The 24,514-nt window shown below is 67.0% G+C and carries 25 protein-coding genes and 2 pseudogenes; 20 read left to right on the top strand and 7 right to left on the bottom strand.

The genetic code is table 11. The features are described 5' to 3' along the window. Positions 1 to 31: 31 nt before the first annotated feature. Both J8F10_RS13350 and J8F10_RS13345 read right to left on the bottom strand, forming a co-directional pair. Complete coding sequence (locus J8F10_RS13350) at positions 32 to 217, bottom strand: hypothetical protein (RefSeq protein WP_210654292.1); 186 nt, start codon at positions 215 to 217, stop codon at positions 32 to 34. A gap of 338 nt (positions 218 to 555) precedes the next feature. Then, positions 556 to 714, bottom strand: coding sequence for a hypothetical protein (locus J8F10_RS13345; protein WP_210651377.1), 159 nt, complete (start codon positions 712 to 714; stop codon positions 556 to 558). Positions 715 to 1,346: 632 nt separating this feature from the next. Here J8F10_RS13345 and J8F10_RS40805 point away from each other — a divergent pair. The 3 genes and pseudogenes from J8F10_RS40805 to J8F10_RS13335 all read left to right on the top strand — a co-directional run. Continuing rightward, positions 1,347 to 1,736, top strand: a pseudogene (locus J8F10_RS40805) (LexA family protein); the annotation flags it as partial. A gap of 25 nt (positions 1,737 to 1,761) precedes the next feature. Beyond that, positions 1,762 to 1,941, top strand: a pseudogene (locus tag J8F10_RS39860) (LexA family protein); the annotation flags it as partial. 576 nt (positions 1,942 to 2,517) lie between these two features. Further along, positions 2,518 to 3,126, top strand: coding sequence for a hypothetical protein (locus tag J8F10_RS13335; protein ID WP_210654290.1), 609 nt, complete (start codon positions 2,518 to 2,520; stop codon positions 3,124 to 3,126). Positions 3,127 to 3,204: 78 nt separating this feature from the next. Here J8F10_RS13335 and J8F10_RS13330 read toward each other — a convergent pair whose 3' ends face one another. Both J8F10_RS13330 and J8F10_RS13325 read right to left on the bottom strand, forming a co-directional pair. Continuing rightward, positions 3,205 to 3,705: a hypothetical protein gene (locus tag J8F10_RS13330; RefSeq protein ID WP_210654289.1), complete on the bottom strand. Its 501-nt coding sequence runs from the start codon at positions 3,703 to 3,705 to the stop codon at positions 3,205 to 3,207. A gap of 133 nt (positions 3,706 to 3,838) precedes the next feature. Beyond that, positions 3,839 to 4,870: a leucine-rich repeat domain-containing protein gene (locus tag J8F10_RS13325; protein ID WP_210654288.1), complete on the bottom strand. Its 1,032-nt coding sequence runs from the start codon at positions 4,868 to 4,870 to the stop codon at positions 3,839 to 3,841. Between the two features lie 228 nt (positions 4,871 to 5,098). Between J8F10_RS13325 and J8F10_RS38825 the strand changes: the two genes are divergently transcribed. The 14 genes from J8F10_RS38825 (at position 5,099) to J8F10_RS38810 (ending at position 15,583) form a co-directional block, all read left to right on the top strand. Then, positions 5,099 to 5,827 (top strand): hypothetical protein, encoded by a 729-nt coding sequence (locus tag J8F10_RS38825; protein ID WP_246523280.1) that lies wholly within the window; start codon positions 5,099 to 5,101, stop codon positions 5,825 to 5,827. Between the two features lie 204 nt (positions 5,828 to 6,031). Next, positions 6,032 to 6,550, top strand: a complete 519-nt coding sequence (locus J8F10_RS13315) for a hypothetical protein (RefSeq protein WP_210654287.1) — start codon at positions 6,032 to 6,034, stop codon at positions 6,548 to 6,550. A gap of 567 nt (positions 6,551 to 7,117) precedes the next feature. After that, positions 7,118 to 7,564 (top strand): hypothetical protein, encoded by a 447-nt coding sequence (locus J8F10_RS13310; protein ID WP_210654286.1) that lies wholly within the window; start codon positions 7,118 to 7,120, stop codon positions 7,562 to 7,564. A gap of 72 nt (positions 7,565 to 7,636) precedes the next feature. Next, a complete protein-coding gene (locus J8F10_RS13305) occupies positions 7,637 to 8,086 on the top strand; it encodes a TIGR03067 domain-containing protein (protein ID WP_210654285.1) in 450 nt (149 codons plus the stop codon). A 502-nt stretch (positions 8,087 to 8,588) separates the two neighbouring features. After that, positions 8,589 to 9,266: a hypothetical protein gene (locus J8F10_RS38820; RefSeq protein ID WP_246523279.1), complete on the top strand. Its 678-nt coding sequence runs from the start codon at positions 8,589 to 8,591 to the stop codon at positions 9,264 to 9,266. A 45-nt stretch (positions 9,267 to 9,311) separates the two neighbouring features. Continuing rightward, positions 9,312 to 10,214, top strand: coding sequence for an SMI1/KNR4 family protein (locus tag J8F10_RS13295; RefSeq protein ID WP_210654284.1), 903 nt, complete (start codon positions 9,312 to 9,314; stop codon positions 10,212 to 10,214). 80 nt (positions 10,215 to 10,294) lie between these two features. Beyond that, entirely contained in the window at positions 10,295 to 11,050 is a 756-nt protein-coding gene (locus J8F10_RS38815; RefSeq protein ID WP_246523278.1) for a hypothetical protein, read from the top strand. A 108-nt stretch (positions 11,051 to 11,158) separates the two neighbouring features. Continuing rightward, positions 11,159 to 11,506, top strand: a complete 348-nt coding sequence (locus J8F10_RS13285; protein WP_210654283.1) for a small ribosomal subunit protein bS21 — start codon at positions 11,159 to 11,161, stop codon at positions 11,504 to 11,506. A 38-nt stretch (positions 11,507 to 11,544) separates the two neighbouring features. After that, positions 11,545 to 11,943, top strand: a complete 399-nt coding sequence (locus J8F10_RS13280; RefSeq protein WP_210654282.1) for a hypothetical protein — start codon at positions 11,545 to 11,547, stop codon at positions 11,941 to 11,943. A 75-nt stretch (positions 11,944 to 12,018) separates the two neighbouring features. Beyond that, complete coding sequence (locus J8F10_RS13275) at positions 12,019 to 12,414, top strand: hypothetical protein (protein ID WP_210654281.1); 396 nt, start codon at positions 12,019 to 12,021, stop codon at positions 12,412 to 12,414. A gap of 395 nt (positions 12,415 to 12,809) precedes the next feature. Further along, the gene (locus tag J8F10_RS13270; RefSeq protein WP_210654280.1) at positions 12,810 to 13,316 is read left to right on the top strand and encodes a DinB family protein; all 507 of its coding nucleotides are present in this window, start codon (positions 12,810 to 12,812) and stop codon (positions 13,314 to 13,316) included. A gap of 97 nt (positions 13,317 to 13,413) precedes the next feature. Further along, positions 13,414 to 14,127 (top strand): hypothetical protein, encoded by a 714-nt coding sequence (locus J8F10_RS13265; RefSeq protein WP_210654279.1) that lies wholly within the window; start codon positions 13,414 to 13,416, stop codon positions 14,125 to 14,127. Positions 14,128 to 14,323: 196 nt separating this feature from the next. Next, a complete protein-coding gene (locus tag J8F10_RS13260; RefSeq protein WP_210654278.1) occupies positions 14,324 to 14,821 on the top strand; it encodes a hypothetical protein in 498 nt (165 codons plus the stop codon). Positions 14,822 to 14,911: 90 nt separating this feature from the next. Continuing rightward, complete coding sequence (locus tag J8F10_RS38810) at positions 14,912 to 15,583, top strand: hypothetical protein (protein ID WP_246523274.1); 672 nt, start codon at positions 14,912 to 14,914, stop codon at positions 15,581 to 15,583. 853 nt (positions 15,584 to 16,436) lie between these two features. Here J8F10_RS38810 and J8F10_RS13250 read toward each other — a convergent pair. Together J8F10_RS13250 and aceE are read right to left on the bottom strand one after the other, a co-directional pair. Further along, entirely contained in the window at positions 16,437 to 18,074 is a 1,638-nt protein-coding gene (locus J8F10_RS13250; protein ID WP_210654277.1) for a 2-oxo acid dehydrogenase subunit E2, read from the bottom strand. Between the two features lie 130 nt (positions 18,075 to 18,204). After that, positions 18,205 to 21,033, bottom strand: a complete 2,829-nt coding sequence (aceE, locus tag J8F10_RS13245; RefSeq protein WP_210654276.1) for a pyruvate dehydrogenase (acetyl-transferring), homodimeric type — start codon at positions 21,031 to 21,033, stop codon at positions 18,205 to 18,207. 140 nt (positions 21,034 to 21,173) lie between these two features. Here aceE and J8F10_RS13240 point away from each other — a divergent pair, with 140 nt between their 5' ends. The 3 genes from J8F10_RS13240 to J8F10_RS13230 all read left to right on the top strand — a co-directional run bounded on the left by J8F10_RS13240 (position 21,174) and on the right by J8F10_RS13230 (position 23,555). Next, complete coding sequence (locus J8F10_RS13240; RefSeq protein WP_210654275.1) at positions 21,174 to 22,244, top strand: hypothetical protein; 1,071 nt, start codon at positions 21,174 to 21,176, stop codon at positions 22,242 to 22,244. A 445-nt stretch (positions 22,245 to 22,689) separates the two neighbouring features. Next, positions 22,690 to 23,055, top strand: coding sequence for an STAS domain-containing protein (locus tag J8F10_RS13235; protein WP_052551918.1), 366 nt, complete (start codon positions 22,690 to 22,692; stop codon positions 23,053 to 23,055). 77 nt (positions 23,056 to 23,132) lie between these two features. Further along, positions 23,133 to 23,555, top strand: coding sequence for an ATP-binding protein (locus tag J8F10_RS13230; RefSeq protein ID WP_210654274.1), 423 nt, complete (start codon positions 23,133 to 23,135; stop codon positions 23,553 to 23,555). 18 nt (positions 23,556 to 23,573) lie between these two features. On the opposite strand, the gene J8F10_RS13225 is transcribed toward J8F10_RS13230, so the two are convergent. Beyond that, positions 23,574 to 24,464, bottom strand: a complete 891-nt coding sequence (locus J8F10_RS13225; protein WP_210654273.1) for a hypothetical protein — start codon at positions 24,462 to 24,464, stop codon at positions 23,574 to 23,576. Positions 24,465 to 24,514 lie beyond the last annotated feature (50 nt).

Genomic DNA, 24,514 nt, shown 5'->3' with positions numbered 1-24,514 from the left:
CGTCGTTGGCCCGCGACTTGGCAGCTCGCATTCAGTCCTGGAACGCATCTTCGAGCGCGCGGACCGCGTTCTCGAACACCGGGTCGTCCTCGGAATCGTGGCACGGGCGCTCGCGGAACGACCTGCGCTGCCCGAACCGGGGCGGCACCCAGGGCGCGGGCTCGCGCCCGTGCAGATCGGGCAGCGCCAGATTTCTGTGTCGTTGGGGTCGACGCACAGGAGCACGCGCGGGTGGTTGCAGCGGTTACTGACGGCGCGCTGGGACACGTTGAAGTACCTCCATCATAACGGGATCGAAAAGTGCCGGGGCCGCGGGTGAGGCTGTTACCCGCGCCCCGGCTGCGGTGGTTCGTGGTGCGTAGCTCCGGGCACTCACCGCTCACCCGCGCCTGTGGGCCGCGACTCTGGCCCTGTGCCCCGCCGGGCGCGCTTCGGAAGGGATCGCGTGGGGCGAACGGCCGGCGTGAGCCGGCTGGTGAAGGCGTTGCGCGTTGTGGGCGCGGGGGGGCATTGGCCTTGCACCGGCCGGCTCTCACCGGCCGTTCGCCGGGTCCGTCACTCGTCGTCGAAGTCGTCGTCCCCGTCTTCGCTGATGTCCTGGCGCTCGATGATTTCGTCGCTGATGTTGTCGAGCAATTCGTCGAAGTCGTCGGCGCCCAGTTCGTCGGCCGCCTGATCGAGCAATTGGGTGATCTTGCGCTGGTACTCGTCCACGATCGGGCTCCTGGGTGTTGGGAACGGTGGGGGTGCCTGGGCGCCGGATTGCGCGGAGGCGCCCCGTGGATGTCCGCCAGGGGTTTCACCCCTGGCTACACGCGGCCGCCCCATTCGGGGCTACATTGGTGGTTTTCAGCCCCGGTAGGGCGGGCTTGTAGCCAGGGGTGAAACCCTGGCGGACTCCCCCCGGCGCGTTACGCCGGGGCCTCGACGCGCCCGGGGGCGCCTTTGAGGAAGCGGGCCACGGCCGCGCGAGAGGTCCACCACTCGCCCCGGCGCTTCACGCCGTCGAGGTGGACCCCGCGCCCCCTCGATGACCCACCGGAGCATCACCACCGGCGGGGCGCCGGCCTCCGCGGTCAGCTCGGCCAGCGGGCGCAGCTCCCGTCGGCCGCCAGGCGCAGGATCGCCCGGCCGATCTCGATGCGGCTTCTCTTCGCCACGATTGGGGTTCCTGAAAGATCTGTGGGCGGGGCGGAACGCGCCCGTTGGAAGCGGGGCCGTTCGGCCCCGGTGGAATGTACTCCCGCGCTTGTTTTCTGACCGCGCGTTCAGTATTACTAGAATTAGTACGCGATGGGCGCCGGCCTGTCAAGTAGAATTACTAAAACTAGTAACGAGGTGCGGGCGTGACCGAGCGCGAACCCCTGACCGCGTCCCAGGAGAAACTGCTGGAGTTCCTGCGCGCGGAGGCGCGCGCGCGGGGTCCCGTCGTGGCCCAAGATCGCGCGCGTGCGGGTGGTCCTCGACGCGCTCCGTGGGCTACACCCTGGACCAGCTCGCACAAGGGCTACGTGCGCCTGACGGGGGGCAGGGGGCATCGCCCTGGTCGGCGAGCCGGCCGGGTTCTCGCTCCCGTGCTCGGCACGGTGGCCGCGGGGTGCCGATCCCGCCCCGGGCGACGGCGAGCCCGAGCACTTCGAGTTCGAGAAGGTGTTCGGGGCGAGGACGTCTTCATGCTCCGGGTTCGAGGTGACAGTATGATCGAAGCGCTGATCGGCCCCGGCGACTTCGTGGCCGTCCGGCGCCCCGGACGCCGCCGACGGCGAGAAGGTGGTGGCGATGATCGACGGCGAACTCACACTGAAGGTGTTCCGCCGGCGCGCGGGCGGCGCGATCTGGCTCCAGCCGTGCAACTCGAAACTCGCCGGCATCAAGCTGGACCCGAAGAAGGACAACCGCGTGATCGGCGTGCTCGTGGGCGTGGTCCGCGCGGGGAACTGAGCGCGGGGATGAAGAGGGAAGAGCCGCGGATCAACGCAGATAACGCCGATCAAGACAAAGACGGAACAGAGGACAGAGGACAGAGGACAGAGGACAGAGGACAGAGGACAGAGGACAGAGGACAGAGGACAGAGGACAGAGGACAGAGGACAGAGGACAGAGGACAGAGGACAGAGGACAGAGGACAGAGGACAGAGGACAGAGGACAGAGGACAGAGGACGGCGCGTGCGTTTTAGCCCCGGAGGGGGCGACCGATGGTAGCCAGGGGTGGAGCAACGCGCAACCCCTGGCCGGCTTCGGGGTAAATACCTCGCGCGGTTGTGGGCCATTCTTCGGGGTGGGGTTTCTACCCCGAGGCGCGACATTGGCTCGCGGTGCGGTCGCGCAATTTTTCTTGCGTGATGGTGGAAGATATTTTCTACTCACACCGTACTACTCGCAACAACACTCGGTCTCGAACACGTGCGATAACGGGTCGTGATTCCGGCGCACCGGAAATTCAAGGCTCTGCGGCAACTTACACAGTGCGTTCCGGGCGCGCGCCCGATCCCCATACCTCCCACGGGAGATCGCAGATGAAGGTGGAATTCGAGAAGAACTGGAACGGTACCGACAGCAAGTACAACACCCCCAACCACGACAGCAGCTACAGCCAGCAACAGGTCTGCCAGCTCATCGCGCAGGTCCGGGAACTGGAGGGGATCAAGGACAAGAATTACACGGGCGTGCCGAGCGTCATCAAGATCTTCGCCGAAAAGAGCTTGTGGGGGGACGAGCGCATCATTTACGTCGTGAAGGGCATCCACCAGCGCTGGGGCCAACAGAACCCGCACCCGCACATCCGCGTGCGGACCTACCACACAGTGGGGCCGAGCGGCATGAAGGTGTGGGTGGATTTCCACATCGAACTGTCCCAAGAGTTTACCAAGCAGCCGAGCCAGCACGTAGACGCCGAGGAGGGGTACGTGGCGTGCGCCTGGACCGCGGTCGGGATCTCCTACGTCACCTACGGTCCGGACGGGAGAATCAAAGCGAACAGTACGGTCGAGTGCTGGCCCGCCCAGTTCTCTCAATACACGGGCTGGATCCAGGACAACGCCGGGCCGGTCGGCAACCGGAAGCGGCGCCTGAGCGTCGGGTGCCGACCCGCGCCGATGCAGCTCCAGTGGAGGACCGAGAAGTAGCCCGGCGCGCGACCCACGAAAACCCGCGACACCCGGGCGCCTCGTGCGCCCGGGTGTCGTTCGTTTGGGAACCCGCGCTCACGCGCCGACCGCTTGCGCCACTTCCGTCGAAATACTGTTGAACAGTTGCTGCAGGTCCACGCCCGTGACCGGGGCGCTCGCGACCGACGCGGCGACCGCCTGGCCCGACGGGTTGTACGCGCCCGCGTGGTGGTGATGGTGGTGTGCGGGCACGAGCCCGGACGCGCTGCCGGTGTCGGACGCCGCCTGGAACTTGTTGGCCAGGGCCGTCAGGAGGTCCGCGGGGGCGCCGGTGGCCTGGGTCGCCGCGGTCTGGAGCTTGGACGCGATGTCGGCCGTGACGTCTTTGAACTTGGTGGGGTCCTGTGCCGCGAGCTGCTGGAGCTCGCCGAGCAACTTGCCCGGCCCCGAGATCCGGGCCGAGTCCCCGGTGGCGGGCGCCGCGCTGGTCGCGTCGGTTCCGCCGGCGAGCGCGGTTGTGTTTTGGGTCGAGAAGAGCTGGGAAATGTCGTACAGTGCCCCGGCCGCGGAGCTGGTGCCAACGCCATTGACCGTCATGAACTGTGTCCCCACCGAGCGCGCATGGCGGGCGCTCACGCGGTCATTTTACTGAAACGGAATGCCCACCAAAAAGCACAAAATCGGGAGAACAGCGGACCGGAATTGGGGGGGGGAAGAACCCGCAGCACCGTCACCTTAAGATTTTGCACTCGGGCAATGCCGACTGGAGTTCCTTGATCCCCATGTCCGTTACTTTTGTATAACCCACGCCGAGCGCGGTGAGGTTTTTGAGTGCGGCAAGCCCTTTGAGTCCCGCGTCCGTTATTTGCGCGCCACTCAGGTAGAGCCACGTGAGTTTCTGAAGCGCGGCGAGTTCCTTGAACCCCGTGTCCGTCACTTTGGTGCGGCCCAGGTCGAGCGCGGTGAGGTTCTGGAGCACGGCGAGTTCCTTGAGTCCCGCGTCCGTTATCCGCGTGCTGTGCAGATAGAGGCACTCGAGGCTTTTGAGTGCGATCAGTTCTTTGAGCCCCGCGTCCGTCACCTGCGTGCTGGACAGGCCGAGCGCGGTGAGGTTCTGGAGCACGGCGAGTTCCTTCAGGCCCGCGTCCGTTACCTTCGTGCCGCTCAGATGTAGCGTGGTGAGCTTTTTGAGTGCGGTGAGTTCCTTGAGCACCGTGTCCGTTGCTCCCGTGCCGAGCAGGTATAGGGCGGTCAGGTTCTCGAGCGCGGCGAGCTCTTTAATTCCAGCGTCTGTTACTTTTTCACAGAATAGCTGGAGGAAGGTGAGCTTTTTGAGCGCCGCGATTTCCTTGAGCCCCGCGTCCGATACTGTTGTGAGACCCAGATAGAGTTCCTTGAGTTTCTGGAGCGCAACGAGTTCTTTGAATCCCGTGCCCGTTACCTTCGTGTCGGACAGGTGCAACGTTTTGAGATTCTTGAGGCCCTTCAGTTGCTTGAGTCCCGCGTCCGTCACTTTCGTATCGGACAGGTCGAGCGTTCTGAGGTTCCGGAGTGCGGCGATTTCCTTAAGTTCTAAGTCCGTTAGCGGCAAATGATTCAGGCTGAGATCGGTGACCGGTTTACCGGGCGCGTTCTCGTCGCGGGACGCCCTCCCACCGAGCCCCTCGAAGAACGCGACGGCTTTATCTTCGGCATCGTCGGCACGGACGGGGGAACCGAGGCACAGCAAAGTAATCAGGACAAGGGCCGAGATCCGGAACATCGGGGCTCCTGGTTGCGAACGGGCGCCGTGCGAGGGATGTGCTCGGACGACACCGCCATCGTCCTGTCGCAGGGCGACGAGCTAAACACGACCACGGGAACACACCATACCCGAACCCACAGTTGGTACAAGCGGAGCCGGTTGCCGCTCCCCGGTCCCGCGCGTTCCGTTATTTTCTCCCCGGGCGCGCTGGTATCATCGTGCCGACGCGCCCCGCGGGAGCGACCGATGACCGAAGCGGAATGGCTGACGGCCACCGGACCTTACAACTGGCCGCACCGCCTCTTCAACGAGCTGTTCTGCGCCGGGGCTTCTGGGCGCAAGTTGCGGCTGGCTTGCGTCGCGTGTTGCCGCCTTGTGGCGCCGTTTTCGGGGGCACCGTTCCCGTCCTTGCTTTGTTCGATCGAGGAGCTGGCAGACGGTAGCGAGGCCGAAGACCGGGTGAGCCGTGATGTCGAGTCCCTTCAATCGCGTGAGCAGGAACGGCGCCAAGTTCTTTTCAGGAGCGAGGGCCATCCGACGCTCATCGAAGAAGTAGAGTACCGCGCCGGGTGCGCGATCCTCACCGCGGGGAGCCCGTACCGCGACCGGGAATGGCACGGGTCGAGGAAGCTGCACTCGTACCCGTGCTACGTCGCCTATGAAATACTGAACGCGACCGATTTGCTCGGTCAGAGGGACGCCGCCGAGCGCTCCATCATCTGCTTCCTCCAAGATATCTTCGGCCCGTTGCCGTTCCGCCCCGTGGTCATCTCCTCCGCGTGGCGCACGTCCACTGTTGTGGCGCTCGCGGCACAGATGTACGAGTCGCGCGAGTTCGGCGCGATGCCGATTCTGGCCGACGCGATTCAGGACGCCGGCTGTGACAGCGAGGATGTGCTGAGTCACTGCCGCGACGCGGGCGCGCCGCACGTGCGCGGGTGCTGGGTCGTGGACCTCGTGCTCGGGAAGGAGTAGGTGGCCCGGGTGCGCGCACGGGGTTCCCAGGGTGCGCCGCGTTGCGGTCGACCCTGGGCTGGGTAATCTAACCCCTTCGGGGTAAATACCCCGGTGGTTTGGGTTTCTACCCCGAAGGGGTTGCACACCTCAGCCCAGGGTCGCGAAACGCGCACCCTGGGAACGCTGGATTGATACCGCCGCACACAACGAGGTCCCATAGCGATGGCCCGCATCGAACTCACGTTCCCCCTATCTCCGGACGAGTGTACCGCGCGCCTGGCCGCGGCCACGAACCGGGGCTACATGCAGTTCTTCGAGAGCGAACCCAAAGCGGTGTACGGGTACGTCGGGGCCGAGCGGGTGCGCGTGTGGAAGCGGATCGAATCCCGCAACTCGTTCCAGATGTGCCTCTCGGGAACGTTCGAGGCGCTGGGGGGCGTGACCGTGTTCCGGGGCCGGGTCGGGCGGGACGTCTCGTCCTGGTGGGCCCTGGCTACCTACGCGATGTCTATATTGGTCAACCTGTTTGTGCTGATCGTGGCCGCGAACAGCACTGCTTCCGGAATCAGCCGTTGGATGCTGCCGGTGTTTTTGTTCATGATCGTTGTGGGCACCTTCCGTTTGTGGCGCGACTGGCAAAAGGCCCGCGATGAAGCGGCGTTCCTGGTCGAATTTCTGACCCGGACCCTCGGCGGAACGGTGTGCGCGCACGAGTGCGAAGTGGAGGCTCTTTCGCCCTGAAGCGCTCGGGAGCGCAGAAGGTGCCCGGCGATCCGTTGGAACTGCGAAACGACACGGGCCGGGGATCGCTCCCCGGCCCGTCCGCTTCCCGACCGGCCCTGGCGGTGCTTGCGCCCCGCTGGGCAGGCCGGTCAATGTTCCCGTGGGGTCTACTTCTCTTCCTGGAGCGCGGAACGCTCGCGGCACCGCCGGGCAGATCTGCCGCAGGTGCGGCGCTGAACGGCATCCGGTGATGTTGTTCCAGCCAGCGCCGCACCTGCGGCAGATCTGCCCGACAGCGGTGCTGGAACAGCGGTCCCCGCGCGGGGTGTGGTGGAACGTGCTCGGACGACGCAACATCGTCCTGTCGCAGAGCGACGAGCTAAACGCAACCACGGGAACAGAACACAGAGTACCCGAACCGGCGCTCGATGCAAGGGCCGGGGTCGGCACGCGCGGCCGGGTGGCTTCGGCCGGAGCGCTCGTCGCGGGACCGGACGAGGGGCGCACGCACAAGAATGGAACAGATTCGTTTGCACGAACACGCGCGGCGCGGGTACACTGCGCTCCTCAACGCCCGGAGGCCCGATGGATCACGCGGACGAGACGTGGAAGTTCAAGTGCATACTGGTTTGCGGCGCACTGTTCCTGATTTCGTGCTTCATGTGTTACGACGAACTGGCCTTCCAGATCAGCGGCAAACAGACCGCGGCGACCGTCACGAAGGCCTACCCGTCGTCCACGCGCCGGGGCGGCACCGAGACGACGGTCGAGTACGCCTGGTCCGAGCCGGGCGGCGCGCCGCGCAAAGCCATGTTCACGACCGATCCGTCCTGGGTGGCGCCCGCCGACGGGAAACTGCAGATCGTTTACACCCCGGGCGCGGACGGCAGCTCGCGCTTGCTCGGCCAAGTGCGCTGGGGGTGGATCGCGATCTTCGTCGGGTCGCTCGGGGCCGCGGGCGCGTTCATGTTCCTGATGTGGCGCGAGTCGCGGGACGACGGGCGCCCGCGGAAACGGGTCCGCACGCGCTGACCCGGAGCGCCCGCGCCGCGCTCACGGACCGGTGGTTCGGTGTTCGGTACTTCACCCAAAGGAGAGCTTCTCATGCGCGCGCTCGTTGCGACCGTTCTCTGCTTGTGCCCCGTCGGGCACGCCGTTCTGACGGCGGACGACAAGAAGAGCGACAGCGACCTGTTCCAGGGCACCTGGGAGGTGGTCAAGCTCGAACAGACCGGCCAGGACCTCGCCGAAGTGGTCAAGGCCCTGGAGCCGACGATGGCGTTCGAGAAGAACACGTACACGTTCACGCTGGGCGAGAACGTGGAGAAGGGCAAGTTCACGCTCGACCCCAAGGCCAAGGTGCCGACGGTCGATTACGACATCACCGAGGGCGAGCAAAAGGGCAAGAAGCAGGTGGGCATCTACAAGTTGGACGGGGACACGCTCGTGCTGTGCCTGAGCGAAGAGGGCGCGGACGCCCGCCCGACGAAGTTCAAAACCGCCGCGGACGCGCCGGAGTACGTGATGTTCACGCTCAAGCGGAAGAAAAAGTAGGCCGGCCCTCGATCGCAATTGCTCCGCGCCCGTGAGTGCGGCGCGGGTGCGAAACGCCGCGAGCCGGGGAGCAATCCCCGGCTCGCGGCGCGTTTTCGTGGTGTCTACTTCTCTTCCTGGGGCGCGGAACGCTCACGGCAACGCCGGTTGGGGCAACCCCTTTTAAAAGGCGGAACCGCGACGGGCGAGGTTGACCCAGACCGACTTTTAAAAGGGGTTGCCCCAACCGACAGCGGTGCTGGAACAGCGGTCCCCGCGACGAGTGGGGCAGAGTGTGCTCGGACGACGCAACATCGTCCTGCTGCAGAGCAGCGAGCTAAACCGACCACGAGAACTTTGACCGGCCCGCCCAGCGGAGCGTATGCACCGCCAGGGCCGGTCGGGAAAGTGACAGAGTACCCGCGCGCGTGCCGGGTGCAAGAGGAAAGGCGTGCGCGCGCCGGGACTTGTGGGCGGGCGCCGGAACGGTCATGCTGAGGGCGGTTCCAGGAGGGGGCGACTGATGACCGAAGCGGAATGGCTCGCGTGCGAGGATGCGGAAGAGATGTACTTTCAGGTCGCAAAGTTGCCGTGGGGCAGCCCGCGCCGACTGGACCATTTCTGCGTCGCTTGCGCGAGCCTAGTATTGTCTCTGATTGAAGACGAGGACGCGCGGCGACCGTTCGAGTGGCTAGAGGAGCACCCTGGGCAGCGGCCTCGGCCTGACGGAGGGGCACACGTTCGGGAATTGTTCCGCGGTCCGGCACGGGCACTGTACGACGCTCATCATCGGCGCGAGCAAGGTATCAGCGGTGCCGCGATCCACGTCGCCTACGATTTTTGGGCCGACTGGTACGAGTACGCCTTCCCCAACTTGGGTGAATACTTCACCGATTCAAACGCACCTTACCGCGGTGCGCTTCGCGATAATCCTCGGACCTTCCTTCCAATTGCCATCCGTGACATCTTCGGGAACCCGTTTCGCCCGGTGGCGTTCTCCCCGTCATGGCGCACGTCCACGGCAGTGGCGCTCGCATCTCAGATGTACGAGTCGCGCGAGTTTAGTGCGATGCCCATTCTGGCGGACGCGCTCCAGGACGCGGGATGCGACAGTGCCGACGTGCTGAGCCACTGCCGCGCCGCGGGCGCGCCGCACGTGCGGGGGTGCTGGGTCGTGGACTTGGTGCTCGGGAAGACGTAGCGGGCGGGACGGTGAGTGCGTATCGCCGTTAGCAACGGAGCGCGTATGAGCGACGAGGCCGCATTTCTGGACGCGATCGCGGCCGCCCCGGGCGACGATGCGGTCCGGCGCGCGCTCGCCGACTGGCTGGACGCGCGCGGGCGCCGCGGCGGGGAGCTGATCCGCGCCGAGTGCGCGCTCGCGGCCGCGCCGTTCGGTTCCCGGCGCTGGCACGGGGCGTTCGCCCGGTACCGGTCGGCCGGCGCGGGGCTCCCCGACGAGTGGTGCCGGGCCGTCGGCCGGTACCCGTTGGACTACTGGCTGGAGGTCTCCGCGCGCAGCGCCTGGGCGCGCCTGGAGCGCTGGCACGAGAAGCACCGGGCGCTGTTCGGTGTGCTCAGCCCCGGTGCCTCGGCCGGGGAGATCGAGGACGTCGAGCGCACCATCGGTGCCCCCCTCCCGCCGGACGCGCGCGCGTCGCTCGCGACCCACAACGGGAGCTGTGACCACTTCCTCCTCGGCGACGGGCTCCTTTCGACATACGCGATTGTGCTGCTCTGGAAGGGCGACCGGAGGAACGCGGGGTCCGAAAAGGGGCTCCGGCGCGCTGCGGAATCGTTCCCGGTGGCGGCGGTCGCGCCCGGCCACTTCAACCCGGGCTGGGTTCCGCTCGCCTCGGACCTCAACGGCCGCTCCCTCGGGGTGGACCTGGCGCCCGGACCCGCGGGCACCGTCGGGCAGGTCATCAACTTCGGGACGCACGAACCGAGTACGTGCGTGCTGGCGCCCGGGTGGGGCGAGTTCCTCGCGCACTACGCGACGTTCCTGGAGTCCGGTGCGGTGGGCACGAGCGGTCCGAACGCGACCGACCCGTGCGCGTGGTACACCGATGCGTTCGACGGCCACTGCCACGACGCGCTGTGCAAATGGCGGCGTGCGGGGCGCTGGCCCCCGCGCGACCCGGCCTGACCGCGGATCGCGGCAGCGCAACCACCGAAGGGCACCGGGCGGCACGGGAACGGGCATTCTGAGGAGCGGGAGGGCGACCGATGACCGAACACGAGTGGCGGCAAGAAACGAGCGTTCACGCGCTACTTCGGTTCATCGCCCCCAACGTATCGGACCGGAAGCTCCACTTGTACGAAGTCGCACACCTCCGAAGAATTGCGGCTCTGTTGCCCCTTCCGGAGTGTTTGGCCGGCATCGACGTGCTGGAGCGGTTCGCGGACGGCGAAGCGACGAGAGAGGACATTCAGCAACTAGATTACGACCTCGAGGGGGCGGCCTTTAGATTCGAGTATTACGGGCGCGGTTCCTCGCCTCCCTTGCCTTTTAAAGATCACGACGTTGCCCGCGCCATTCAGCAACTGGAGCAAATGCCGCGCGAGCAGCTTGAGGAATTGGTGAACGATGCGACCTACATGAACCGAACCCCGCGCGAAATTCTCATGTCGGCCGCGTACTCGGTGCACACGGCGGTTAATTTCATACCCTTCGTTCGTTCGTACCCTGAACTAATGGGAAGGGAAGACTGCCCCGAACCTTTCGAGTCGCTCCCACATTTTCGGGACATTTTCGGGAACCCGTTCCGCCCCGTTGTGTTCTCCCCGTCGTGGCGCACCTCCACTGTTGTGGCGCTCGCATCTCAGATGTATGAGTCGCGGGACTTCAGCGCGATGCCGATTCTGGCGGACGCGCTCCAGGACGCGGGGTGTGACAGTGCCGACATCCTCGACCACTGCCGCGGACCGGGGCCGCACGTGCGGGGGTGCTGGGTCGTGGACCTGGTGCTCGGGAAGACGTAGCGGGCGGGACGGTGCGATGGTACGCTGTACACGAAGCGATTGAGCACTACGTTCGGTCGCGGGGGACTCTTTCAACCGGCCCCGCGTCGGCCGCGAAGACGCACCGCAGTGAGTGTAAAAGTGACCGTCCGCGAGGGCGAATCCGTCGAGGAGGCGCTCAAACGGTTCCGCGGGCTCGTGCGGCGCTACGGGCCGCCGGGTACCAACGTGAAGCGCCCCAAGTGGCACAAGAACCCGCTCACGTTCTACCTCAAGCCGAGCGCGCGCCGGCGCCGGGACGAGATCCGCGACGCCTTCGAGACCCACGCGGGCGAGTGCGCGCGGCGCCGGCTCGTGTGCGTCATCCGGCGCCAGACCAAGCGCCGCAAGGAGCACTTCGGCGCCGCTCCGGTCGTGGCGCAGTACCCCCGCGGTGACGCCGGCCCCGGTCCTGCGTCGGGCACCCTTCGGCACTGACCCGGGGCGCGTGTATTCGGTTATGCGAGTGTGATCGTATGCGGAAGCGTTCGCGATTCGTTCCCCTGATTGTTCTGGTGGCCGCGGTGGGCGCCGCGTACTGGTCCGCGGACCCCTTCGGCCAGCGAGCGGGGCCGAAGGCACCCCCGGAGCGGCCGTTCGTCGAACTGGAGGCGGCGGTCGCGCTGTACATCGAGAACCGGTGGGAAATCGCCGCCCCGCCCCGGTTGCCCGGTCCGTACCGCGAGTCGCGCGAGGGGGCGATGGGGTACGGGGCCGGGAGCAAGGTGACCTGCCGGCTCCGGGACGATTCCGGAGCGGTCACCGAAGATCTCCAACTGGAGCCCGACCCGGAGTTCGATCGAACGGTCATGTGTCTGGATACCGCCAGCGGGGGCCGCACGCTGGTCGTGCTGCGCCGCCCGCACAACCCGTGACGCGCGCCTCACGTGCGGGGAACGCTGTGGTTCGCCGGGGCGGGGGGGCGTGTTCGGTTATGGGAGTGTGCTCGTATGCGGAAGCGTTCGCGATTCGTTCCCCTGATTGTTCTGGTGGCCGCGGTGGGCGCCGCGGTCTGGTCCGCGGACCCCTTCGGTCAGCGAGCGGGGCCGAAGGCGCCCCCGGAGCGGCCGTTCGTCGAACTGGAGGCGGTGATCGCGGTGTACACCAGGGGCGGGTGGGAGATCGCCACCCGGCCCCGGTTGCCCGGGCCGTACCGCGAGGGTGAGGTGACACCGGTTTCCGGGGCCGGGGTATCGATGGTCAGTCGGGTCCGAGACAACACCGGGGCCGTAACCGAAGAACTGCGGGTGGACGGTGACTCGAAGTTCGATCAACTGGTCGTGAGGCTGGATACCGCGAGCGGGGGCCGAACGCTGGTCGCGCTGCGCCGCCCACGTAACCCGTGACGCGCCCCACGTGCGGGCGGCGGAAGCGTTCGGTGGGAGGGGCGGTGGTGGCTTTTAGCCCCGGCGGGGCGACCGATGGTAGCCAGGGGTGGAGCAACGCGCAACCCCTGGCGGACGTCCCGCGCAACCCCTGGCGGCAGGCGGCAGAGCGTGGCGGGGGGCGCGGGTGCGCGCACGGGGTTCCCAGGGTGCGCGTTCCGCGACCCTGGGCTGGGTAATCTAACCCCTTCGGGGTAAATACCTCGTGCGGTCGCGGGGCATTTCCCGGGTGGGATTTCTACCCCGAAGGGGTTGTACATCTCAGCCCAGGGTCGACCGCGACGCGGGCGCACCCTGGGAGCCCTGTTGCGTGCGTTCGGCGGGGCGTTCGTCTTCAAGGTTTACGGGAGGGGCAGATGACGTCGCTGGCCGACCGGTTCCGCCGGTGGTACGAGTACGAGCGCGACTGCAACGCGAAGTCGCTGGAGATGCTCGCGTCGGTGCCGGTCGAGCGCCGGGGCGCGCCGGAGTTCCAGAAGGCCGTCGACAAGATGGCGCACCTGGTGTCCGCGCGCCGGCGCTGGCTGCACCGGTTAGGGCGCTGGCCCGAGACCCCGCCCCTGTTCCCGCCCGGGACCGCGCTGGCGGACCTGACCGCGCAGGTCGCGGACACCGAGGCGGAGTGGGTCGCGTACCTGAGTCGGCTGGACGAGGGCGAGCTGGCGCGCGAACTGGAATGGGAGGCCGCCGACGGGCACCGGTACCGGTGGGACATCGAGGGCATCCTGACTCAGACGTTCGGGCACGCCTGGTACCACCGCGGGCAGATCGCGCACCTGGTGGCCGCGCTCGGGGGGACCGCCGTGGACACGGACTACATCCTCTGGTGCAAGCTCCCCCAACTCGACGCCCCGGCGCCGTGACCCGCGGACCAGCGCGCCGCCCTTGGGGGCTCCGGGCCGGGGAAGGGGGCGGGAGGGTGATGGGTGTTCCGAATCGCACGTCCGGGCGGGAGAACAAATGGTACGCGCGCGCCCGCCGGTTCTCGGGATCGCGGTCCTGGCCGCTCTGTTCGCAGTTTCGCCGGCACGCGCGGACCAGGACCTCAGTCCCGTGTCGTACAAGGTCACGGTTCCCGGCGGGGAGTTCGTTTTCGTGATGCTCGCCCCCGCAGGTGAACGGGGAAACGGCTGGTTGAACGAGGCGCAGGCGGCCGAGGTCCGGGAGATCCGCCGCGTCTATGCGGTGAGCGGCCTCTATTACAACGACGGAACTGTTAAGCCGTTGTGGACGGTCGATTGGTACGCTCGCGAGGTCGCGGTGGCACGCGACGGGGTTCACATGGTTCGGTTCGGCCCGCGGCCAGAACTCGCTCCGGACCGCGCCGCCCCGCTCGGCCCGGAACTCGCCACGGAAGCCGTCAGCTTCTTCGCCCGGGGCCAACTCGTGCGCACGTACAGCATCGGAGAGTTGGTCGATCGCCCGGACCGGTTGCCGCGCTCGGCGTCACATTTTTACTGGCGCGGCGGGGACTCGTTCGATGACGCCCGGCTGGAGTACGCGCTCGTGACACACGACGGCAACAGGTTCGTGTTCGACGCTCGGACCGGGGCAATCACCTCCCAAACCCGCGCAACCCCTTCGGCGTGGTGGGCCGTTGGCGGGCTCGCAACGGTCGCGGCCGGCGTGGCGCTCGGACTCTGGTTGAGCCGCCGAAACCGCCGACCCGCTTAACTCAGGTGCGAAACCGCCGATGTGCTGAGCCACTGCCACGTGCGCTGGGTCGTGGACCTGGCTCTCGGCAAGGAATAGCGGGCGGGTAACGACGCGGTTCGACAATAGGGGCCGAGCAGGGCTGCCTTGTGTTCGAGGGCGGGGGACGATATGGCGCTCCCAAACGATTCATCCGTATCGCCGCACAGGGGTTGCTGTGCCCATCTCGCTGCCCACGCTCGACACATTAGACGCGCTCACCGTCGCCACGCCGTGTACCGTTCCGTGGGACGAAATGAGCGGCAGCGACCGGTCGCGGTTCTGCGGTCAGTGCCGCCGGCAGGTGTTCGACCTGTCGGCACTGACCACCGCGGAAGCAACGGACCTGCTCTCCGACCCGACCGGGGCGCCGTGTGTGCGGCTGTACCGGCGCCCGGACGGGCGGGTGCTGACCGCCGATTGTCCGGTCGGGCTGCGGACCCGGGTGTGGCGGCGGTTGCGGCGCCGGGCGGCGTGGGCCGCGTCCCTGTTCGCCGTACTGTTCGTGCCGGCGTGCCGGACGGCGACTCAAGGAGCCCTGGGCGGTGCTTACGATAACGGTCGCGTGTCCTTACCCGCTTCCTTGCAGGACGACGCGCCGGGCACCAAGGGGCGTCCGCCCGCGGCCCACACGGAGTCGGGCGGACCCGGGGTTGCGTCGGTCCCGGGGACGTGATTTCTTCTCCCCCGCAAGCCGACAGGAGTGAACCCCGGCTGTCATGAGGGTGCGGGTATCCACGCGCGGACGCACCTCGTGGGGCAACCGATGACCGAAGCGGAATGGCTGGCGTGCGAAGATCCCGAGCCGATGCTTGAGTTCCTCCGAGGCAAGGCGGGTGACCGGAAGTTGCGGTTGTTCGCGGTGGCGTGTTGCCGAAGGATCTGGCACCTGATCCTTCACAACTGGAGCAAGGAAGCCGTCGAAGTTGCCGAGATGAATGAAAACGGTTTGGTCGACTCGTGCGTTGTCGAGGGGCGTTCGGATCAGGCCGAGCGAGCGATTGGGCGAGTGGCGCTCCGTTCGGAAATCGAGGAGTACGCCGCAACCGCAGCGGCGTGGGCCGTGTCGTTTGATCCCGAGCGAAGGAGACAGGTCTTCCAACCCGCTGCGGTAGCGGTTGGGTCGATGGCGGACCCCGAGGATTGGACTACCGGACGAAATAAAGAGTTTGCCAGCCAGTGCGGGTTGTTAAGGTGCGCTTGGGGGCCGCTCCCGTTCCGCCCGGTGCCCTTCTCCCCGTCATGGCGCACGTCTACCGCGGTTGCGCTGGCGGCGCAGATGTACGAGTCGCGCGAGTTCGGCGCGATGCCGATTCTGGCCGACGCGCTCCAGGACGCGGGGTGCGATAACGCGGACGTGCTGAGCCACTGCCGCGACGCGGGCGCGCCGCATGTGCGGGGGTGCTGGGTCGTGGACCTGCTGTTGGGCAAGGAGTAGCGGGGCACGGGGGGCGCGGTGGTGGCTTTGTAGCCACGGATGGGGCGACCGCAGCTCGCCAGGGGTGAAACCCCTGGCGAGCTGCGCGTGGTCGGGGACCGGGTGGCGCCCAGTGTTGTTTGGGGCGCGGGTGCGCACGGGGTTCCCAGGGTGCGCCCGCGTTGCGGTCGACCCTGGACGGGGGAGTATGACCCCTTCGGGGTACCGGCATTGGTCGTGCGGGCGCGCGCCGCGTGTGGGCGCACCCGCCGCCCTTGCGGGCGGGGTTCACCGGGGCTCAAGGGTGGTTCGGGTTTCTACCCCGAAGGGGTTGCACATCCCAGCCCCCGGGTCGTGATGCGCACCCGGGGAAACACCCGCGGGGAAGAAACTGTTTGTATTTATTCGTTCACTAGTATACAATTTGCCAATGCGCGGACCGAGTGTCCGATGCTATTGTGCGCGCGGGACATGCACGGGTGCAGGTGCGAAATGTTGGCCGAATGCTCACCCGGAAGCGCAGAAATGTCAGCGATTGTTAGCCATCTGCGGGGGATGATTCGGCGCCCGATGTGTCAAAAGCCCGGGGATATCAGCAGTTGGTGTGTTGCTCGGCCGGCGCGATCGGCCCCGGCCCCGAAATGTTAGCAAATGTTAGTCCGGCGGCCCGTTGACCGAAACGGCAGGCCGGTTTCGGATTGTGCCCTCTCCCCTTGCGGGAGAGGGTGGTGAGGCTTTGCGAACCGGGTGAGGGGTGGTTCCTGTGTGTGGGAGCAACCCCTCACCCCGCCGCGAAGCGCGACGACCCTCTCCCGCAAGGGGAGAGGGCACAAACACGAATCCCCTGCGGGTCGACCGCGGCCCCCGGTGGTTCTCACGTCTCCATCAGGAGCCGGAGCGGGTCGCTGAAGAGCTGGGACAGGCGCACCGCGAACCGGCACCCGTCGGCCCCGTCGATGACGCGGTGGTCGTAGGTGAGCGAGAGCGGCATCACGAGCCGCGCGACGATCTGCCCGTCGCGCACGACCGGTTGCAGTGCGGACTTCGACAGGCCCAGGATCGCCACCTCGGGGTAGTTCACCAGCGGCGTGAACCCGGTGCCCCCGATGCCGCCCAGGTTCGTGATGGTGAACGTGCCCCCGCGCATCTCGTCGATCGTGAGCTTGTTCGTGCGGGCCTTCTCCGCGATGACGGACACTTCCGCGGCCAGGTCGCGGATGCTCTTCTTGTCCGCGTCGCGGATCACGGGCACCTTCAGCCCCGCGTCCGTGTCCACCGCGATGCCGATGTGGAAGTACTTCTTGAGGACCAGCTTGCCCGCGTTCATGTCGTAGCTGCTGTTGAACCGCGGGAACTCCTTCAGGGCCGCGATGCACGCCTTGATCGCGAGCACCGTCATCGTGATCTTCGGGCTACCTTTGGGGAGGGCGTCGACGATGCGCTTGCGCCCGGCTTCCAGGTCGGTGATGTCCGCGAGCTCGTGCTGCGTGACCATCGGCATGGTCCGCCAGCCGACGGTGAGGTTCTTCGCGATCGCCTGCCGGGTCACACCGATATCGGTCACCTCGACCGGCCCGAACTTCGCGAAGTCCGGCAGCGGCGGGAGCGCGAACGCATTCACGATGATCCCGCTCGCGGGCGCGGCCGGCCCGCCGCCGGTGCCCTTCACGCGCTGGCGCTCGGTGCGGACGAAGCCCTTGAGGTCGTCGAGCGTCACGCGGCCCTCGCGCCCGCTGCCCTTCAGCTCGCCGAGTGCGACGCCGAGTTCGCGTGCGAGTTTGCGCGTCGCGGGTCCGGCGGGGACGACCGTCTTGGTGCCGCTCGCGCTGCCGTTGTTCGATGCGGGCTGCGCTTGTGGGGAGGGCGCGGCCGACGTCGGTGCGGCTTGTTGGGCCGGTGCGGGCGTCGAAGCCTTCGGCTCGGTCGGTGCGGCGCCCGCGGTCTTGAGGGTGACGAGCTTGCCCCCGACGGCGACCTTGTCTCCGGGCTTGACGTGGACCGCTTCGACGGTGCCGTCGGCCTCGGCGGTGACCTCCATCGAGGCCTTGTCGGTGCTCACCTCGACCAGCGCCTGGCCCGACTTGACCGCGTCGCCCGCCTTCACGAACACCGCCGTGACCGTACCGCCCTCAATACCCTCGCCCGGGTTCGCGAGCACGACGTCGATCGATGCGGCGTCGGCGCGAGGCGCTTCGGCCTTCGGTTGCGGCGCGGGCGCGGCCGGGGCTTCTGCCTTCGGCTGGGGTGGGCTCTTCGGTGCGGGCGCCTCGCTCGGCTTCGCCCCGCCGGATACGCGGACGAGTTTGCCTCCGACGGCGACCTTGTCTCCGGGTTTGACGTGGACCGCTTCGACGGTGCCGTCGGCCTCGGCGGTGACCTCCATCGAGGCCTTGTCGGTGCTCACCTCGACCAGCGCCTGGCCCGACTTGACCGCGTCGCCCGCCTTCACGAACACCGCCGTGACCGTACCGCCCTCAATACCCTCGCCCGGGTTCGCAAGCACGATGTCCATTAGGCCCCCTACGGACCGCGCGCACGCGACCCGCCACTGTGGTGTCAACTTGTCCGAACGGTCACGCGGTGCGAGCCGGGGGCGCGAGGTCGCGCGCCTTCGATTGTCACTGTCCGACGGCGCGCCCCGGTCAGATGGTCCACGGGTGCGCGGCGTCCGGGTCGATGCCCAGGTCCGCGACCGCCTTCTTCACCGTGCCGGGGTCGAGTTGCCCCTGCTCGAAGAGCGCGTACAGCGCGGCGACCACCACGTTCTCGGCGTCCACCTCGAAGAAGCGCCGCAGCGCCTTGCGCGTTTCCGAGCGGCCGAACCCGTCGGTGCCCAGCGCGAGCAGCCGGCCGTTCAGGTACGGGGCGACCGTTTCCGGCAGCGCCCGCATGTAGTCGCTCGTCGCGACGATCGGCCCCTTCGTGGCGCCGAGCACCTGGGAAACGAACGGCACCTTCTTGGGCGCGTCCGGGTGCAGGCGGTTGTGGCGCTCGCACTCGATGGCGTCCTTGCGGAGCATCTGGTAGCTGGTCGCGCTGTAGACCGTGCTGGCGATGTTGTACTTGTCCGCGAGGATCTGCTGTGCCCGGAGCGCCTCGTTCAGGATGACGCCGCTGCCGAGGAGCTGCACCTCGAGTTTCGCGCCGGCGGGTTTCGCGCTCTTTACGGGGTACAGCCCGCGGATGATGCCCTCGCGCACGTGCTCGCCGGGCATCGCGGGCATGTCGTAGGCTTCGTTGTAAACGGTGAGGTAGTAGAAGCACTCCTCGCCGCGCACGTACATCGCGTTGATGCCCTCTTCGATGACGACCGCGAGCTCGTAGGCATAGGCCGGGTCGTAGGTGCGGCACGTCGGGATGGTCATGGCCATCAGGTGGCTGTGCCCGTCCTCGTGCTGGAGCCCCTCGCCGTTGATCGTGGTGCGCCCGGCGGTGGCGCCCATCAGGAACCCGCGGGTGCGGGCGTCGGCCGCGGCCCACGCGAGGTCGCCGATGCGCTGGAACCCGAACATCGAGTAATAGATGTAGAACGGGATCGTGTTCACGCCGTGCGTGCTGTACGCGGTGCCGGCGGCGATGAAGCTCGCCATGCTCCCGGCCTCGTTGATCCCCTCTTGCAGGATCTGGCCGGTCTTCGACTCGCGGTATTCCGAGAGCGACCCCTTATCGACGGGCGTGTACGTCTGCCCGACGCTGGAGTACATGCCGAACGCCTTGTACATCGGCGGCATCCCGAACGTCTGCCCCTCGTCCGGCACGATGGGGACGATCAGGTGCTTGATGTGCGGGTCGCGGCACAGTTGGGTCATCAGGTTGACCCACGCGAACGTGGTCGAGGCGGTCTTCCCCTCGACCGTGGCCCCGTACAGGCGCTCGAAGCTCTTGCGCTCCGGCGGCTGGCACGGCACGAACTCGTTGTTGCGGAACGGCTGTGGGCCGCCGAGGGCGTCGCGCCGGGCCTTCAGGTACTTCGCTTCGGGGCTGTCCGCGGGCGGGCGGTAGAAGGGGATCGTTTCGAGTTGCTCGTCGGACAGGGCCGGGAGCTCGAACCGCTCGCGGAACTGGCGGAGCGCGGCGAGCGTCTGGCGCTTCGACTTCTCCTCCGGCTTCATGTCGGGCACGGCTTCGATCTGGACCGCGAGTTTCTTCAACTGGTGGGTGGTGAACTTGCCTTGCCCGCCGTCGCCGGGGATGCCGTAACCCTTCACGGTCTTCACGAGAATGACGGTCGGCTGGGCCTTGTGCTCGGTCGCGGTCTTGTACGCCGCGTACACCTTGAGCGGGTCGTGCCCGCCGCGCTTGAGGGCCGCGACCTGGCGGTTCGAGAGGTGCTCGACGAGCGCCTTGAGTTCGGGCGTGTTGAAGAACACGTCGCGGATGTACGCCCCGCGACGGTCGGCGTCCTCTTCCTCGCTGATGAGCTTCTTAGAGTTGATCTCTTCGGTGGTGCGCATGTCGCGCCCGACGTAGTCGCAGTACTCGCCGTCAACAACTTCCATCATGCGCCGGGCGAGCGCACCGGTGTGGTCGTTCTTGAGCAACTCGTCCCAGTCGGTCCCCCACACCACCTTGATGACGTTCCACCCGGCGCCGCGGAAGATGCCCTCGAGTTCCTGAATGATCTTCCCGTTCCCGCGCACCGGGCCGTCGAGCCGCTGCAGGTTACAGTTGATGACCCAGGTGAGGTTGCCGAGCTTCTCGCGCCCGGCGAGGCTGATCGCGCCGAGCGATTCGGGCTCGTCGCACTCGCCGTCGCCGAGGAACGCCCACACGCGGGCGCGGTCCGTCTTCGCGAGCTCGCGGTCCCGCAGGTACCGATTGTACCGGGCGTGGTAGATGGACATGATCGGGCCGAGGCCCATGCTGACGGTCGGGTACTGCCAGAAGTCCGGCATGAGCCACGGGTGCGGGTAGCTCGACACCCCGCCGCCGGGCTTCAGTTCCTGGCGGAAGTTGTCCAGCTTCTTTTCTTCCAGCCGCCCTTCGACGTAAGCCCGCGCGTACATGCCGGGGCTCGCGTGGCCCTGGAAGAACACAACATCGCCGGGGTGGTCGGCCGAGCGGCCGTGGAAGAAGTGGTTGAAGCCGATTTCGTAAAGCGTGGCGGCACTGGCAAAGGTGGAGATGTGGCCGCCGACGTTGGTGTTCTTGTTCGCTTTGAGCACCATCGCCATCGCGTTCCAGCGGATGGCACTTTTGAGCTTCCGCTCGAGAACCCGGTCGCCGGGGAAGGCCGCCTGGTCTTCGACGGGGATCGTGTTGACGTAGGGCGTCGTGATCCCGCCGGGCATTTTAGCGCCGGCCCGGTCGGTGACCGCGATGAGCGTTTCGAGGAGGTACTTGGCCCGCTCCGGCCCGCCGTGTTTAAGCACGGCCTCCATTGCATCGAGCCACTCGGTGGTTTCCTGCGGGTCGATGTCTTCGGGAAGTCGGGCGCTATTCAGAGCCAACACGTCCGGGGTGACGAGCATCGGCGAAATCCTCGTGTAGCGAGCAAGAATCGAGGCGGGGCGGACCGCGGGTGGCTCGGCTCGTGGTGCAAGGTTAGGATAGGCGGGGGCTTCCGGGTCGTCTATACGACCGGGGCGCCCCTCCCGAACCGAGGACCGCGATGCGAATACTAACCATTATATGCGTCTTGGTGGGCGCGCTGTCACTACTGCCCGCGGCCGACCCGCCGAAACCCGCGCTCGCACCGACGCCGGTCACCTGGAACAAGTCCGGCAAGGTGCTCGGCGAGGTCTGCGTGGGGCTGTCGGAACAGTCCAAAATCCCGATCTCGGTCGCGCCCGCGGCGCTCAAAACGCAGTGCCCGGTGGCGTTCGACCGCGTACCGTTCTGGGAGGCGCTCCAGGCGAGCGCCGACAAGACGCGCACGCGGATCGCGCTCTCCGAGGGCGGGCAAAAGGTCGAGCTCGTCCCGCGCGGCGCTTCGCAGGAGATCGCCGCCACGAACGGGGCGTTCCGCGTGGTCGTGCAGCAGGTCGTGGGGCGCACGCTGCTCGAACTGGGCGCGACCTTTCACGACGTAGGACTGCTCGTTCACTGGGAGCCGCGCGTCCGCGTGTACCGCATCGATACGGCGCCGCGCATTACCAAAATCACGGACCCGACCGGGGGGCGCGTCACCGCCGAGGACGGGAGCGCGAAGACGCTACCTACCAACTCCACGAGCGAAATGAAAGTGCGCCTTAACGGGCTCACGCGCAAGAGCGAGCAGCTCACCGCGCTGGACGGCGAATTCACGGTGACGGCCGCCGACCGGTTGCTCGCGTTCGCGTTCGACGTACCGGACGGGAAACTGCCGGACGCCAAGAAACAGGGCGACGTGACCGCGGCGCTCAAGCGGGTCCAGAAGATTAAAGATTCGTGGGAGATCGTGGTGGAGGTGAACTACCCTGCCGGGCAACCGGTGTTCCAGAGCTTCGAGGGCGATTGGTGGTTGCGCGACAACCGGTTGCTCCTGCGGGCGCCGGACGGCAAAACGGTGACGATCGACGACTACGAGATCCCGGAGCGGGAGCGCGCGACGCCGCTCGTCGTCACCCACCGCTACAAGGAGGACCCGAAGAACGGCTTCAGCGCGCCCACCACCAAGGGCTGGAAGCTCGTGTACGAGACCCCGGCGCCGCTCGTCGAGTTCAAGGTGCCGTTCAAGCTGAAGGGCATCCCGCTACCGTGAGGCCCGGCGCGGGAGGGTTCCGCCGGTGCCGCGCGGAGCGGTCGTTCCGGTTCCGCCGGCGCCGGGCGGCAGAACTGCGCGTAATGTGAGCGCACCGGAGCGATACGGGTGTTACTCTCGCTAGTAAACAGTAACGCCGGAACTCGCGAAACCACCCGGCCGGCCTTATTCGCCCGCGACCCATGACAAGCCTTCCGCTCGCACTCACGAACGCCGGGACCGCGGGCGCCTGCTGCCGGAACGGGCGCCCCAGTGTGAGCGCCGCGGAACAAGAGGCGGTGCGGCCCCGCCGGGGCGGGCTCGATCGAACGCTGGTCCGTTAAAATCACCCGCGCTACTTGACAGAACGTCCCCGAACCAGAATGATTTCCTTTACTCCGTGTGGTTGGCGCGCGCCGCTGCGTGTGGCTGGCTCTCGCTTTCCTTCTCGCTGAGGATGTGTCTCATGGCGTCCCAACCGCCCCGCCGTCGCCGGCTCGAAGTCGAAGACATCGGGGACATCGCGGTCGTCAACTTCGTCGACAAGAAGATCCTGGACGAGCAGAACATCCAGATGATCGGCGACGACCTGTTCCGCCTGGTCGACGAGCTCGGCCGCCGGAAGGTGCTGCTCAACTTCGGCAACGTCGAGTTCATGTCCAGCGCCGCCCTCGGCAAGCTGATCACGCTGCACCGCAAGCTCCAGGCCGTTCAGGGCAAGCTGGTGCTGTGCAAGATCGCCAAGGACATCCTCGACGTCTTCAAGATCACCAAGCTGGACAAGATCCTCACCATCTTCCCGGACGAACAGGCCGGGCTGCAGGGGTTCTGACCGCCCGCCCACTCGCGCGCGGGGGCGCCGCCGTCCGCCCCCGTGCTCCATTTCGCCGGTTCCCGCGACTTCCAAGCATGAGCGCCACCCGCACCGTTACCGAACTGACGATACCCAGTGACCTGGGCGAGTCGCGCCGCGTAATGGAACTGATCGAGGACGCGCTGCACGCCCGGGGGTACACGGAGCACGACATCTTCGCGATCAAGCTCGCGCTCGAAGAGGCCCTCGTCAACGCGATCAAGCACGGCAACCAGATGGACCTCGACAAGCGGGTGTTCATCGTCTACCACATCACCCCCGAGCGGTTCGACATCCGCATCACCGATGAGGGCGACGGGTTCAACCCCGAGGACGTGCCCGACCCGACCGCCATCGAGAACCTCGAGCGCCCCTGCGGGCGCGGGCTGCTCCTCATGCGCGGGTTCATGACCGAGGTCGAGTACCACGGCAAGGGCAACGTCGTCAGCATGGCCAAGGTGCGCGAAGTCCCCACCTGACCCGCAACTCGCCGCGATTCACTCGGTTTTCAGCAACTCGTCCCAGCTCGTCGCGTCCAGAATCCGGTCCGCGAGGCGCTCCAGTCGGCCCAAATCCGTGATTCCGTTGAGAACCGCGGCGGTCCCGGTCGATGGTGCCCCGAACTTCTTTGTTCCCAGACGCAGCATCAGATCGCGTGAGGCGCGGAGCCGGCCTTGCTCAAGCCCCTGTTCGAGCCCCTGCTCGCGGCCCTCGCCGAGAATCGCCTGGTACGTCGTCGATTCCTTCATCAGCATACTCAACCTCCGGTACATCTCGGCCACGCGCTCGTTGTCGTAGCGCAGGCCGCACAGCACGTAAGACGAGCCCAGCACACTGTTCGTGACGGCTCGGTCGGCGCCGGTGTCGATCAGGCACGTGTGGAACCGGTCCAACGCGCCCTCGAGGTCGGCACTCGCCTCGTCCGTCAAAAGCGCGAGCGGGGCGAGGCCGATGCCGCCCCTCAGCCAGTCGTCGATCGATCGCTCCCACACGCGCTCCACGCGGTACCGGAACTGGGCGATGATGCTCCCGGTTACGCCGTACCGGTGGTACAACCCGTTTTGGTCGCTCGCCAGTGCCTTCGGCCGCAAGAGAACCAGCACCGACTCTACCGGCAGTTGGTGCTCGTGGTCGATGAGGGTATTGTACCGCATCAGGTCGCGCGGCACGCCGAGCCGGTGGTTCGCTTCCAGTTCTAGGTGGATCAGGGCCGGTTTCGGGCCGTTGATGCGAAAGATCCGGTCCGCCTGGAGCGTCGTCGCGAGGTCGGTATCGAGCGCCTCGCTCGGACCCGGTGGGATGCCCGCGAGTCGTGCGAAGTACGCGGCCCAGTCGTCCGGCCGGACGGCGATGAGCGCATTCAACGTCGCGTCGAACGGTTTCGCCATCCCGAAGCCCCCCGGTTCGTGCCACCGATCCTACCCGCCGCCGGGCACTC

This window comes from Gemmata palustris (genome assembly GCF_017939745.1).
Lineage (GTDB): Bacteria > Planctomycetota > Planctomycetia > Gemmatales > Gemmataceae > Gemmata > Gemmata palustris.
The sequence above is the reverse complement of the archived record's forward strand: the minus strand, read 5'-3'. Positions and strand labels throughout refer to the sequence as shown.

Bases quoted from the DNA above. Each gene is read 5' to 3' on its own strand.
- J8F10_RS13335 (WP_210654290.1), top strand. From the start codon at position 2,518: ATGAAGGTGGAATTCGAGAAGAACTGGAACGGTACCGACAGCAAGTAC.
- J8F10_RS13330 (WP_210654289.1), bottom strand. From the start codon at position 3,705: ATGACGGTCAATGGCGTTGGCACCAGCTCCGCGGCCGGGGCACTGTAC.
- J8F10_RS13325 (WP_210654288.1), bottom strand. From the start codon at position 4,870: ATGTTCCGGATCTCGGCCCTTGTCCTGATTACTTTGCTGTGCCTCGGT.
- J8F10_RS38825 (WP_246523280.1), top strand. From the start codon at position 5,099: ATGACCGAAGCGGAATGGCTGACGGCCACCGGACCTTACAACTGGCCG.
- J8F10_RS13315 (WP_210654287.1), top strand. From the start codon at position 6,032: ATGGCCCGCATCGAACTCACGTTCCCCCTATCTCCGGACGAGTGTACC.
- J8F10_RS13310 (WP_210654286.1), top strand. From the start codon at position 7,118: ATGGATCACGCGGACGAGACGTGGAAGTTCAAGTGCATACTGGTTTGC.
- J8F10_RS13305 (WP_210654285.1), top strand. From the start codon at position 7,637: ATGCGCGCGCTCGTTGCGACCGTTCTCTGCTTGTGCCCCGTCGGGCAC.
- J8F10_RS38820 (WP_246523279.1), top strand. From the start codon at position 8,589: ATGACCGAAGCGGAATGGCTCGCGTGCGAGGATGCGGAAGAGATGTAC.
- J8F10_RS13295 (WP_210654284.1), top strand. From the start codon at position 9,312: ATGAGCGACGAGGCCGCATTTCTGGACGCGATCGCGGCCGCCCCGGGC.
- J8F10_RS38815 (WP_246523278.1), top strand. From the start codon at position 10,295: ATGACCGAACACGAGTGGCGGCAAGAAACGAGCGTTCACGCGCTACTT.
- J8F10_RS13280 (WP_210654282.1), top strand. From the start codon at position 11,545: ATGCGGAAGCGTTCGCGATTCGTTCCCCTGATTGTTCTGGTGGCCGCG.
- J8F10_RS13275 (WP_210654281.1), top strand. From the start codon at position 12,019: ATGCGGAAGCGTTCGCGATTCGTTCCCCTGATTGTTCTGGTGGCCGCG.
- J8F10_RS13270 (WP_210654280.1), top strand. From the start codon at position 12,810: ATGACGTCGCTGGCCGACCGGTTCCGCCGGTGGTACGAGTACGAGCGC.
- J8F10_RS13265 (WP_210654279.1), top strand. From the start codon at position 13,414: ATGGTACGCGCGCGCCCGCCGGTTCTCGGGATCGCGGTCCTGGCCGCT.
- J8F10_RS38810 (WP_246523274.1), top strand. From the start codon at position 14,912: ATGACCGAAGCGGAATGGCTGGCGTGCGAAGATCCCGAGCCGATGCTT.
- J8F10_RS13250 (WP_210654277.1), bottom strand. From the start codon at position 18,074: ATGGACATCGTGCTTGCGAACCCGGGCGAGGGTATTGAGGGCGGTACG.
- aceE (WP_210654276.1), bottom strand. From the start codon at position 21,033: ATGCTCGTCACCCCGGACGTGTTGGCTCTGAATAGCGCCCGACTTCCC.
- J8F10_RS13240 (WP_210654275.1), top strand. From the start codon at position 21,174: ATGCGAATACTAACCATTATATGCGTCTTGGTGGGCGCGCTGTCACTA.
- J8F10_RS13235 (WP_052551918.1), top strand. From the start codon at position 22,690: ATGGCGTCCCAACCGCCCCGCCGTCGCCGGCTCGAAGTCGAAGACATC.
- J8F10_RS13230 (WP_210654274.1), top strand. From the start codon at position 23,133: ATGAGCGCCACCCGCACCGTTACCGAACTGACGATACCCAGTGACCTG.
- J8F10_RS13225 (WP_210654273.1), bottom strand. From the start codon at position 24,464: ATGGCGAAACCGTTCGACGCGACGTTGAATGCGCTCATCGCCGTCCGG.